This is a genomic window from Actinomycetospora soli, assembly GCF_021026295.1.
Lineage (GTDB): Bacteria > Actinomycetota > Actinomycetes > Mycobacteriales > Pseudonocardiaceae > Actinomycetospora > Actinomycetospora soli.
Map to the genome: position 1 here is coordinate 360,557 of NZ_JAJNDA010000004.1, position 11,677 is coordinate 372,233.

Below are 11,677 nucleotides of genomic sequence, written 5' to 3' on the forward strand. Positions count from 1 at the left end.
CCGGAAATCGGTTGTGCACAATCTCGGTTGTCTGCCGACATGAGCACCGCTGACAAGGCCAAGGACCTCCAGGCGCTGCACGCCGCGCCGGAGCTGCTGCGCGTCGTGAACGTCTGGGACGCGATCACCGCGAAGGTCGTCTCCGAGATCCCGGGTACGAAGGCCCTCGCGACCGCCAGCCACGGCATCGCGGCGTCGCGCGGCTACGAGGACGGGGAGAACATCCCCCGCGACGAGATGATCGCCGAGGTCGGCCTGATCGCCCGCCAGACCTCGCTGCCGGTCTCCGCCGACCTCGAGGGCGGCTACGGCGACCCGGGCGGCACGATCGCGCGCGCCATCGGCGTCGGGATCGTCGGGGCGAACCTCGAGGACCAGATGAAGCCGCTGCCCGACGCGGTGAAGGCCGTCGAGGCGGCGGTGGCAGCGGCCCAGAAGGAGGGCGTCGACTTCGTGCTGAACGCGCGGACCGACGCGTTCCTCAAGGGCGACGCCCAGGACCCCTTGAAGGAGGCCATCGAGCGCGGGCGCGCCTACCTCGACGCGGGCGCCTCGAACTTCTTCGTGCCCGGCAAGCTCACCGAGGACCAGTGGACCGAGCTGGTGGGCGCCCTGGGCGAGCGCAAGGTCAACATGATCGGCATCCCCGGGTCGATCTCGCAGGAGGCGGCGCAGCGCATCGGGCTCGCCCGGATCTCCTTCGGCCCGTGGTCGCAGAACACGGCGCTGACCGCGCTCGCGGAGCTGGCCGAGCGCGCCTACGACGGCGGCGGGCTCGCCGAGGGCGTGCGGAAGCTGAACTAGGGGTGCGCTGCGCGCCCGTGAGTACTTCTGACGGTGATAGCCGTCAGAAGTACTCACAGGCGGAGCACCTCCCAGCCCGCCAGGTCGGCGAGCAGCTGCCGGTCGTGGGTCGCGACGACGACGGCGGCCGGGGTCGCGAGCAGGCCCGCGGTCAGCTCGTCGACGAGCGCGGCGGACAGGTGGTTGGTCGGCTCGTCGACGATCAGGAGGTCCGGCCGCCGGGCGAGCACGAGCGCGAGCTGGAGCCGCCGTCGCTGCCCCTGCGAGAGCCGCCCGACCGGCGTGCGCCGCGCCTCGGCGTCCAGCAGCCCGGTGGCCGCCAGGGCCACGGCGTCCGCGCCGGCCTCGCGCTCGTGCAGCTGCCAGGGCGTGAGCTCCGGGGGCCACGGCGGCGCCTCCTGCGCCAGGAACCCGACCCGCGCCCGGGGACGGACCGCACCTGCCGTCGGGAACAGCTCCCCGGCGAGGAGCGCCAGCAGGGTCGACTTCCCCGCGCCGTTCGGGCCGGTGACGAGCAGGCGGTCCGCCGGGCCGATCCGGATCGACCGCGGGTCGAGCCGTCCCGCGACGCCCGCCCGGTCCAGCTCCACGAGGGTCCCCGTCCCCGACGGCAGGTCGGGCCAGCGGAGCCGGGCCGGTGGCTCCGGGACGTCGAGGCGGTGCGCGGCGAGCGCCTCCTGGTCGCGCCGGAGGGCCTGGACGACGCCGGGGGCGTGCGACTGCCGCTGGTGCTTCCCCGTGCCCTTGTCCGGGCGCCAGCCGGTGCTGAGTCGGTCGCGGGCCCGGTCGACGGCCTCGGTGAGGCGGCGGTGTTCGGCCTGCTGCTCGGCGTGGTCGTGCTCCCAGCGCTCGCGTTCCCGACGACGGCCCGCGCGCCAGCCGTCGTAGCCGCCGACGTACGTACGGGGCCGGCCGTCACGGGTGGGATCGAGGTCGAGGACCTCCTCCGCGACGTCGCGCAGCAGCGCGCGGTCGTGGCTGACCAGGGCGAACCCGCCGTCGTGCTCGCGCAGGCGGGCGGTGAGGAAGGCGAGCCCGTCGGTGTCGAGGTGGTTGGTGGGCTCGTCGAGCAGCAGCAGGTCGTGCCGCGCACCGAGCAGGCAGGCCAGCCGGACGCGGTAGCGCTGGCCGACGGAGAGCGTGGCCAGCTCGCGGTCGCGGTCGGTGCAGGCGTGCAGCGCCTCGAGGGCGAGGTCGACCCGGCGTTCGGCGTCCCACGCGTCCAGCGCGACGGCGCGGTCGAGCGCGGCGGCGTAGCGGTGGTCGTCGAAGGGTTCCGTGGCGGCGTCGAGCTCGGCGAGCGCGGCCCGAGCGGGACCGACGGCGGCGTCGGTGAGGGTGCGGACGGTGCCGTGGGGCGCGAGATCCTGCTGCGCGAGGCCGATCGCGCCCGTCCGGTGGACCGTGCCCGCGTCCGGCGCGAGCAGGCCGGCGAGCACGTGCAGCAGGGTGGTCTTGCCGCGGCCGTTCTCGCCGACGACGGCGACGCGGGAGCGGGCGGAGACGGTCAGCGACACGTCGGAGAGGACGCGACGCCCGCCGAGGGTGACCTCGACGTGCTCGGCGCGGACGTGGGTGTGGGTGGTGTGCACCAGGGGCTCCGGGACGTCGGAGGCGGAGCCGGGCAGCACGGATCGACCGCCCGGCGGCTGGCCGGGACGGCGGAGCGGGTCGTGGGAGAGGGCGCCGCCGTCAGCGGCGGGTGCGGAGCCTCATCGACTGGATCAACACACCGGCGAGATTACGTGGCAGCGCAAGACGATTGCGACTGAGCCACAGTGGTGCCATTGTGGCTCACATGGACCTGTCTCCCTTCGTCGACCGTCTGGCCGACGAGCTCGCCCTCGCCGCCGAGTCCGGTGGCGAGGAGACCCGCGTCGTGGCCGCACGACTGTCGGCCTCGCTCTCCTCGTCCGTGCGACTCGTCCTGCTCGAGGCGCTCGCGGAGGCCGCCGACGAGATCACCCGGGACCTCGCACCCGGCTCGGTCGAGGTGCGCCTGCGGGGCCGGGAGCCGGGCTTCGTCGTCGTTCCGCCGGCCACTGAGCCAGACCCGGCACCGTCCGGAGCCACCGCTGAGCCGGAGGTCGAGACCACGCTGGAGCTCGACGCCGGCCCCACCACGCGCATCAATCTCCGCCTGCCCGACGCGCTGAAGGCCCGGGTCGAGGACGCCGCCGGCCGCGAGCACCTCTCGACCAACGCCTGGCTGGTGCGGGCCGCCTCGGCCGCCCTCGCCACCGGGACCGGGGACGCCGCCTCGCCCCGCGGGCGGCGCGCCCGGCAGAGCTTCACCGGTTGGGTCCGATGACCCGGGACCAGGAGGGACCCATGACCCGCTACGACACCCCCGACCCCGTCGAGGTGAACCTCACGGCCGTCTCGGCCGACCTGACCGTCCGCGCCTCGGACCGGACCGACACGGTCGTCGTGATCACCCCCGGCGACCTCGGGGACGACGACGACCTCGCGGCCGCCGAGCGCACGCGGGTCGACCTCGTCGGGACCACGCTGACGATCACCGGCGCCCGCCTCCTGCGCCGCTTCCGACCGACCGGCGGTGGCGGCAGCATCGACGTCACCGTCGACCTGCCCACCGGGTCGGCGCTGGGCGCCGAGGGACAGGTCCTCGACGTGCGGACCAGCGGCGCCCTCGGCGCCTGCCGGGTGAAGACGTCGGTCGGCGCGCTGGCGCTCGACGTGGTCGGCGACGCGGAACTCGCGACCACCGGCACCATGGTCGTCGCCCGCGTGGACGGCGACGCCACGCTCACCGGCACCGGTCGGATCCACGTGGGCAAGGTCCGCGGACGGGTCGCGGTGACCAACAGCAACGGGGCGACCGTGGTCGGCTCGGCCGGGGCGGCGGTCACCGCCCGCTCCGCGAACGGCGACATCACCGTCACCGACCCGCACTCCGACGTGCAGGCCCGCACGGCGAACGGCGACGTCGTGGTGGACGGCATCGCCCGGGGCGAGGTCGACGTCGAGACCAGCAACGGCCGGGTGGAACTCGCGCTGTGCCGGGGCAGCGCGGCCCACCTGGACGTGTCCACCCGCTTCGGCCACATCGACAACCGGCTCGACACCGTCGACGCCCCCGGCGACGCGGCCGAGACCGCCGCCGTGCGGGCCCGGACCTCGCTCGGGGACATCGTCCTGCGCCACGCCGACGCGCTCGTCGAGGAGGAGTCCGCATGACCACCGCCGTCGTCACCCGCGGCCTGCGCTCCGTGGGCTGCTGCTCGGCAGCCCGCTCCCCGCCACGACATGGCTGACGGCGCTCGGCGGTGCGTGGTGATCGGCGTCGGCGGCTACGTCTGCGCGGCGAGGCTACGAGCGGCGTTGAGTCACCGGATGCCGACCAGCACGTGGTCGTCGCCCTCTGCTCTCGGCAGGAAAGCGTCGTTGCTGGCGTCCAGTGACAGCTTTGCCGCATCGTCGCAGGTCGTGGGCTCGAACCGGCCGTGATTGTCGGGGGTGGCTGCTAGCTTGCGAACATGAGTTCGAACGAGGTGGTGGACCCGGTCAGTGTGGAGCTGACCGCGTTGCTCGCCCGCCTCGCCGAACTCGCCGAGCTACCCACCGACCCGCTGTCCGATGGGGGCGCGGCGTGCATCGACCGCATCGCCGTCCTGGAACGAGCCCGGGCGGCGCTGGCGGCGGCGCAGCACACCGCGATCGTCGCGTTCGGTCGCGCTCAGGTCGAAGCCCAGATCGAACTCGTCGCCGAGGGTCGGTTGGATCCGGAGAAGCTCGGCCGGGGGATCGCCGACCAGATCGCGCTGGCCGCGCACGTCTCCCCCCACGTCGGCGACCGTCGCCTCCGCGTCGCGCGTGCACTCGCCACGGATCTGCCGTGCACGCGGGCGCTGCTGGTGGTCGGGCGCATCTCGGAGCAGCTCGCCGAACACGTCGTGTCCGTGACCTCGCACCTGGACCCGGAGCTGCGGGCGTTGGTGGACAAGGAGATCGCCGAACTCGGCCTCGAGGGCATGGGCCGTAAACAGGCGGAGGCGGCGGTGAAGAAACTCGCCTACCAGGCCGACCCGCAAGGCTTCACCGACCGCGCCCGCAAGGCCCGCCAGGACCGGCGGGTGACGCTGCGCCCCGCCCCGGACACCATGAGCGTGCTGTCGGGGCTGCTGCCGGTGGAGCAGGGTGTGGCCTGCCTCGCCGCCCTCCGGAAATACGCCGACAGCCTCATCGCGACCGGGGACACCGACGACCGCACCCGCGACCAGATCATCGCCGACACCCTCGTCGAACGACTCACCGGACAAGTGTTGGCCGAGGACGTCAACGTCGAGGTCGGCATCGTCCTCCCGCTCGACGCGATCACCGACCCCGACAGCGCCAGCCCCGGCGAACTCGTCGGGCACGGACCCTTGCCGGCGGGGATCGTCACCGACCTGCTGCGCCACACCGGCGGGCACCGGTGGTGGCGGCGGCTGTTCGCCCACCCCGCCCACGGTGGCCTGGTCGGCGGCGACCCCCGCCGCCGCTACTTCGACGGATTCCTCGCCACCCTGATCGCCCTGCGGGATCACGGCATGTGCCGCGACCCGTTCTGCGGGGCGCCGATTCCGGCATACCGACCACATCACGGGCAAGAGAGCCGGTGGCCCGACCAGCCTCGGCAACGGGCGCGGGAACTGCGTGCGCGGCAACCACCTCAAAGAACTGCCCGGGTGGGTCACCGAACTGCTCCACGACGGGTTCGGGCCGCATCCGCACACCGTCCGGACCACCACCCCGACCGGACACACCTACACCAGCCGAGCCGGACCATGAGCGGTTCAGCCCGCCAGCCACGCCTCGATCCCGGCGAGCGCCGCGTCCCGCACGGACGGCGGCGCCGCCGAGCCGAGCAGCGACGCCCGGGCGACGTCGGCGAGTTCCGCGTCGGTGAGACCGAGCTGCCGTGCGAGTTCGTACTCGCGCGCCAGCCCGGTGCCGAACAGCAACGTGTCGTCGGCGTTGATCGAGCACGGCACGCCGGCGCGGACCAGTGCGGGCAGGGGGTGCGACGCCAGGTCGGCGGCCACTCCGAGCGCGACGTTGGAGCGGATCCCGACGTCGAGCGTGATCCCGCGGTTGGCGAGCTCACGGACCAGCTCCGGGTCCTCCACCGCCCGCACGCCGTGCATGAGCCGGTCCGGCCGCAGCACCCGGAGGTCCTCCTGGATCGACTCCGGGCCGCAGAGTTCGCCGGAGTGCGGCACGACGAGGAGGCCCGCGTCGCGAGCGATCGCCGCCGCCCGGGCGAAGGGCGCGATCGGGGCGGTCTCGTCCCCGGCGACGCCGAGCCCGACGACGCCCCGGTCGGCCCACGCCGCCGCCAGCAGCGCCATGCGGTCCGGGTCCGCGGCGTCCCGTTCCCGGTCGATCCCCACCACGATGCCCGCAGACCCCGACACCGACGCCGACGCCACTGCGTCGCAGACGATCTCCATCGTGGCCTCGTCGGAGCCGGTCAGCCGTCGGTGCCGGCCGGACGGCGAGATGCTCACCTCGGTCCAGGCCGCACCGTCCGCGGCCGAGTCCGCCACCAGCTCGACGACGAGCCGGTGCAGGTCCGCCGGGGAGCGCAGCACGTCCTTCGTCGCCCGGTAGGCGGCGACGAACTCGTCCCACGAGCCGTACCGCGCCGGGAACGCGACCTCCCCGCCCAGCTCGGCGTACGTCGACGGGCGGATCGAGCCCATGAGGTGGACGTGCAGGTGGGCCTTCGGCAGCGCTCGCAGGTCGGCGTTCACCGGGGCTGCAGGAACTCGAGCCGGTTGCCGAACGGGTCGTGGGCGTAGAAGCGGCGGAACCCCGGGAAGTCGTCGTCCCACGTGACGTCCTGCCCGACGCGGCGGGCCACTTCGGCGATGTCGTCCACGACGAGGCCCGGGTGCGCCTTGCGGGCCGGGGCGAACGGCTCCTCGACGCCGAGGTGCAGCTCCACGCCCCCGCCGCGGAACCACGCCCCGCCCCGAGCGGCGAGCACGGGTGGTTTCTCGATCTCGGTCATCCCCAGCGCCCCCACGAAGAACGCCCGGGCCTCGTCCTCCCGGCCCGCCGGCATCGCGAGCTGCACGTGGTGGATGTCCGTGAACACGATGATCAGTGTCGGCTCCGCGCCACCTCCAGGCCAGGCCCCTCGAGACGGTCCAGCCCGGCGCGGCGGCCGTTGAGCGCCAGGAGCAGCCCCGACGCCGGGCCACGCACCTCCGGCCCCTCCCCCTCGGTCCAGTCGCAGTCGGTCGCCACGACCCGCAGGCCGGCGAAGCGCTTCGCCGCCCCGACGAACGGTGCGGACCAGGTGTGCGCCAGACACGGCGCCACCCGCGACACCAGCACGTCGACGCCGTGTCCGAGCGGGACGGCGATGTCCTGTCGGTGCACCAGGAGGTCGTTGAGCGGGTCGAGCGGCCCGGACAGCCGGAGTCGCCGATCGACGTGCGCCATCGCCCGGAGCTGCCCCACCAGCTCGACCGGGGACAACCGTCGGGCACGCTCCCGGGCCTCGTCCGCGAACGCCCGGTCGACGTCACCCCGGGCGCGCAGCGCCGCCCACGCGAAGCGGGGCACGGTCGTCCGGGTCGACAAGGTCAGGTGCGCCGCCACGTCGCGCACGGTCCAGCCCGCGCACAACGAGGGCGTCGCCCACTGCTCCTCGGTCAGGCCCTCGAGTTCGTCCGCCAGCGCGAGCCGTTCGGCCGCCACGTCGTCGAGCATCGCCACGCGTGTCATGCCGGAGACGACTCCACCCGCCGTCGGGAATCATCGGCCCGACGCGAAGATCCTGGTCTGCGGAGCGATGTGCTCGCTGAGCGAGCACATCGCTCCGCTGGAGCGGATCTCGGATCGAGGGAATGAGACCGCACCGAGACTTGTTCCTTCAAGCGTGAAGAAGATCGGGTTCCTCTCGTTCGGGCACTGGTCGCCGTCGTCGCACTCGATGGTGCGGTCGGCCAAGGACTCCCTGCTGCAGTCGATCGAGCTCGCGGTCGCCGCCGAGGAGCTCGGCGCCGACGGCGCCTACTTCCGGGTGCACCACTTCGCCCAGCAGCTCGCCTCGCCGTTCCCGCTGCTCGCCGCGGCCGGAGCGCGCACCACGACGATCGAGCTGGGCACCGGGATCATCGACATGCGCTACGAGAACCCGCTGTACATGGCGGAGGACGCGGGCGCGGCCGACCTCATCTCCGGCGGCAGGCTCCAGCTCGGCATCAGCCGGGGCTCCCCCGAGCAGGTCGTCGACGGGTACCGCTACTTCGGCTACCAGCCGGCCGAGGGCCAGACCGACGCGGACATGGCCCGCGAGCACACGCGGTACTTCCTCGAGGCCCTGAAGGGCGAGGGCTTCGCGCAGCCGAACCCGCGGCCGATGTTCGCCAACCCGCCCGGGCTGCTGCGCATCGAGCCGTACTCGGAGGGCCTGCGCGAGCGCATCTGGTGGGGCGCGGGCAGCCGCGCGACCGCCGAGTGGGCCGGCGAGCAGGGCATGAACCTCATGAGCTCGACCCTGCTCACCGAGGACACCGGCGTGCCGTTCCACCGCCTGCAGGCCGAGCAGATCCAGCGCTTCCGCGACGCCTGGGACGCCGCCGGCCACGAGGGCACCCCGCGCGTCTCGGTCAGCCGCAGCGTCTTCCCGATCGTCTCCGAGACCGACAAGCAGCTGTTCTGGCGCGAGCGGCACTCGACCGACCAGGTCGGCCACCTCGACGGCGGCAACGCCCGCTTCGGGAAGACCTACGCCGGCGAGCCGGACAAGCTGATCGCCGAGCTCGCCGAGGACGAGGCGATCGCCGCGGCCGACACGCTGCTGCTCACGGTTCCCAACCAGCTCGGCGTGGACTACAACGCCCACGTGATCGAGAGCGTGCTCACCCACCTCGCCCCGGAGCTGGGCTGGCGCTGACCGGTGCCCCGTCCCCCGTCGCGGGTCAGCTCACCCGCGACGGGGCGATGACCTCCCCCGCCTGCACCCCGATGACGCGGCACGGGCGGTTCATCGCCGTCAGGGCGCGCTCGAGGACGCGGCCCACCTCCGCGACGGCCGCCCGGGCGTCCGACGCCTCCGTGGTGCCGGTGACCTCGAGGACCCCCGCCGGCACGGTCGGGACGCCGCCGACCTCGACGAGCCGCTCGTAGAGGTCGGCCAGCCCGTCCTCGTCGAGGCGGGTCAGGTCGGTCATCAGGAGGACCCGGTACTTGTCCATGCCGGGAGTGTCCCCGATCACAGGCGGTCGGGCCCGCCGGGGCTCAGGCCGGCTCCGGTACCCGCGGCGACGAGAAGACGAAGCCCGGGTACCCGCGGGCGGCGAGGTCGTCGCAGTGCTGCCGGTAGGCCCCGACCCCGCCGATGTAGGCCATGAACCGGCGCGGTTTGCCCGGCACGTTCGACCCCATGTACCAGGAGTTCGCCTGCGGGTAGAGGGTCGCCTCGCCGGCCACGCGGACGTGCTCGGTCCACTCCGTCTCGGCCTCGGGCGTCGACTCGACGACCGTCTCGCCCCGCCCGTGGGCGAAGGCGAGGCAGTCGGCCACGAAGTCCACGTGCTGCTCGATCGACACCATCATGTTCGACAGCACCGACGGGCTGCCCGGCCCGGTGATCATCCAGAGGTTCGGGAAGCCGGCCACCTGCAGGCCGAGGTTCGTCGTCGGGCCGTCGGCCCACCGGTCCCGCAACGTGGCCCCGTCCCGGCCGACGACGTCGATGCGCAGCAGCGCCCCGGTCATGGCGTCGAAGCCGGTCGCGAAGACCAGGTCGTCGACCTCGTACTCGCGCTCGGAGGTCCGCACGCCCCGGGGCGTGATCTCCGCGAGCGGCGTCGCGCGCAGGTCGACCAGGTGCACGTGGTCGCGGTTGTAGGTCGCGTAGTAGTTCGTGTCCAGGCAGGGCCGCTTGGTGCCGAAGGGGTGGTCGCGCGGCGAGAGCGCCTCGGCGACCTCCGGGTCCTGCACGGTCGCCCGGATCTTGCGGCGGACGAACTCGGCGGCGGTGTCGTTGGCCGCGCGGTCGACGATCGTGTCGGTGTAGGAACTGAGCAGCCCGACGAGGTTGACGCCCCACGCCGCCTCGTAGCGGGCGTCGCGCTCGTCGTCGGACACCTCGAGCGCGGACTGCGTCGCCGCCTCCACCGGCACCCCGAACCCCGAGGTCCGGGCGGCCTCCCGGTGCGCCGGGTAGTCCTGCTTGCGCGCGGCCTGCTCCGCCGGGTCCAGCGGCCGGTTCGACGCGGGCATGCTGAAGTTCGGCGTGCGCTGGAAGACCGTCAGCTCGGCCGCCTGCTCGGCGATCAGCGGGATCGTCTGGATGCCGGAGGACCCGGTGCCGATGACGGCCACGCGGCGCCCCGTGAAGTCCACCGGCTCGTGCGGCCAGTGCCCGGTGTGGAAGGTGCGGCCGGCGAACGTGTCGGTCCCGGGCACCTCCGGGGTCTTCGCCACCGACAGGCACCCGGTCGCCATGATCAGCTGCTCGGCGTCGTAGGCGTCGCCCGCGTCGGTGGTGACGTGCCAGCGCCCGCGGGCGTCGTCGTAGCGCGCCGCGGTGACCGTGGTGGAGAGCCGGACCCCGTCGCGCAGGCCGAAGCGGTCCGCGACGTGCTCGACGTAGCGCAGGATCTCCGGCTGCGTCGGGTACTTCTCGGTCCAGTCCCACTCCTGCTCGAGCTCGGCGGAGAACGAGTAGGAGTACTCCAGGCTCTCGACGTCGCAGCGCGCGCCCGGGTAGCGGTTCCAGTACCAGGTGCCGCCGACGCCGTCCCCGGCCTCGACGACGACGGTGTCGAGCCCCTGGCCGCGCAGGCGGTGGAGCATGTACAGCCCGGCGAGTCCGGCGCCGACGACGAGGGCGTCGACGGTGGTCACGGACGCGGGGCGGGGGGTCGGGACGGACACGGGGGCCACCTCTCGAGGGGTCAGGCGGTCACGGGGCTGAGGTGGCGGTCGATCTCGCCCACCACGAAGTCCATGCCGACCGCTGCTCCCGGCAGCACGCCGACCATGGTGAAGAAGCCGTGCATCTGGCCCGGGACGAGCAGCCGCGTCACCTCGACCCCGGCCGCGGCGAGCCGGTCGGCGTACGCCACGCCCTCGTCGAGCAGCGGGTCGTGCGGGGCGTGCAGGACCACCGCGGGCGGGAGCCCCGCGAGGTCGGACGCCTGCAGCGGCGAGGCGTCGGGATCGGCCCGCACGGCGGCGTCCGGGGTGTAGTGGTCCCAGAACCAGACCATGCTGTCCCGGTTGACCAGCAGCTGGTTCGCCGGGTCGACGTACGACGGCCGGTCGACGTCCGCGTCGGTGACGGGGTAGACGAGCACCTGCGCCGCCAGCGCCGGGCCCCCCGCGTCGCGGGCGCGTCGCGCGACGACCGCCGACAGGTTGCCGCCCGCGGAGTCGCCGGCGACCACCAGCGGCACCCGCGACCCGGCGAGCTCGACGAGGTGCGCGTCCACCCACTGCAGTGCGGCCCAGGCGTCCTCGACCGCGGTCGGGTAGCGGTGCTCCGGCGCGAGCCGGTAGTCGACGAGCACCACGACGCAGCCCGTGCGGTTCGCCAGGAGCCGGCACAGGTGGTCGAACTCGTCGAGCGCGCCGATCACCCACCCACCGCCGTGGTGGTAGACGACGACGCCGCGCGGCGTGCCCTCCGGCGTCAGCACCCGCAGCGGCACCGGGGCATCGGCGGGCTCGTCGACGCGGGCCACCGCCGGGCCGGGCCCGTACATCTCGGCGAGCGCCGGGCCCAGCCCGCGGGCCTGCTCGGGGGTCATCTCCTGGATCGGCGGCATGCCGCTCGCGGCGAGCTGCGCCACCAGGTCCGAGGTCGCGTCGTCGAGGGCCACCGGCCGCACCACCCGTCGTCGGG

At 73.9% G+C, this 11,677-nt stretch carries 11 protein-coding genes and 1 pseudogene; 5 read left to right on the forward strand and 7 right to left on the reverse strand.

The features are described from left to right. The first annotated feature begins 39 nt into the window (after positions 1-39). Entirely contained in the window at positions 40-804 is a 765-nt protein-coding gene (locus LN037_RS08745; RefSeq protein ID WP_230751539.1) for an isocitrate lyase/PEP mutase family protein, read from the forward strand. A gap of 53 nt (positions 805-857) precedes the next feature. Here the strand turns inward: LN037_RS08745 and LN037_RS08750 are convergent, their stop codons facing one another. Then, entirely contained in the window at positions 858-2,435 is a 1,578-nt protein-coding gene (locus tag LN037_RS08750; RefSeq protein ID WP_230751540.1) for an ABC-F family ATP-binding cassette domain-containing protein, read from the reverse strand. Positions 2,436-2,602: 167 nt separating this feature from the next. Between LN037_RS08750 and LN037_RS08755 the strand changes: the two genes are divergently transcribed. The 3 genes and pseudogenes from LN037_RS08755 to LN037_RS08765 form a co-directional block, all read left to right on the forward strand. Continuing rightward, positions 2,603-3,115, forward strand: coding sequence for a hypothetical protein (locus LN037_RS08755; RefSeq protein ID WP_230751541.1), 513 nt, complete (start codon positions 2,603-2,605; stop codon positions 3,113-3,115). A gap of 20 nt (positions 3,116-3,135) precedes the next feature. After that, positions 3,136-4,005 (forward strand): DUF4097 family beta strand repeat-containing protein, encoded by an 870-nt coding sequence (locus LN037_RS08760; protein WP_230751542.1) that lies wholly within the window; start codon positions 3,136-3,138, stop codon positions 4,003-4,005. A gap of 299 nt (positions 4,006-4,304) precedes the next feature. Then, positions 4,305-5,168 (forward strand): annotated as a pseudogene (locus LN037_RS08765) (DUF222 domain-containing protein); the annotation flags it as partial. 435 nt (positions 5,169-5,603) lie between these two features. Here the strand turns inward: LN037_RS08765 and LN037_RS08770 are convergent. Genes LN037_RS08770 through LN037_RS08780 form a run of 3 tightly spaced genes read right to left on the reverse strand, consistent with a single transcriptional unit; the run spans position 5,604 to position 7,545 of the window. Continuing rightward, the gene (locus LN037_RS08770) at positions 5,604-6,563 is read right to left on the reverse strand and encodes an adenosine deaminase family protein (protein WP_230751543.1); all 960 of its coding nucleotides are present in this window, start codon (positions 6,561-6,563) and stop codon (positions 5,604-5,606) included. Beyond that, entirely contained in the window at positions 6,560-6,910 is a 351-nt protein-coding gene (locus LN037_RS08775; protein ID WP_230751544.1) for a VOC family protein, read from the reverse strand. The genes LN037_RS08770 and LN037_RS08775 overlap by 4 nt, the downstream gene beginning before the upstream one ends. A 5-nt stretch (positions 6,911-6,915) precedes the next feature. Then, the gene (locus tag LN037_RS08780) at positions 6,916-7,545 is read right to left on the reverse strand and encodes a maleylpyruvate isomerase family mycothiol-dependent enzyme (RefSeq protein WP_230751545.1); all 630 of its coding nucleotides are present in this window, start codon (positions 7,543-7,545) and stop codon (positions 6,916-6,918) included. Positions 7,546-7,699: 154 nt separating this feature from the next. On the opposite strand from LN037_RS08780, the gene LN037_RS08785 reads away from it, so the two are divergent. Beyond that, positions 7,700-8,719 (forward strand): LLM class flavin-dependent oxidoreductase, encoded by a 1,020-nt coding sequence (locus LN037_RS08785; protein ID WP_230751546.1) that lies wholly within the window; start codon positions 7,700-7,702, stop codon positions 8,717-8,719. Positions 8,720-8,744: 25 nt separating this feature from the next. On the opposite strand, the gene LN037_RS08790 is transcribed toward LN037_RS08785, so the two are convergent. The 3 genes from LN037_RS08790 to LN037_RS08800 are packed head-to-tail and all read right to left on the reverse strand — an operon-like array spanning position 8,745 to position 11,654. Further along, complete coding sequence (locus LN037_RS08790; protein ID WP_230751547.1) at positions 8,745-9,020, reverse strand: hypothetical protein; 276 nt, start codon at positions 9,018-9,020, stop codon at positions 8,745-8,747. A 43-nt stretch (positions 9,021-9,063) separates the two neighbouring features. Beyond that, entirely contained in the window at positions 9,064-10,707 is a 1,644-nt protein-coding gene (locus LN037_RS08795; RefSeq protein ID WP_308286126.1) for a flavin-containing monooxygenase, read from the reverse strand. Positions 10,708-10,727: 20 nt separating this feature from the next. Then, the gene (locus LN037_RS08800; RefSeq protein WP_230751548.1) at positions 10,728-11,654 is read right to left on the reverse strand and encodes an alpha/beta hydrolase; all 927 of its coding nucleotides are present in this window, start codon (positions 11,652-11,654) and stop codon (positions 10,728-10,730) included. Positions 11,655-11,677 lie beyond the last annotated feature (23 nt).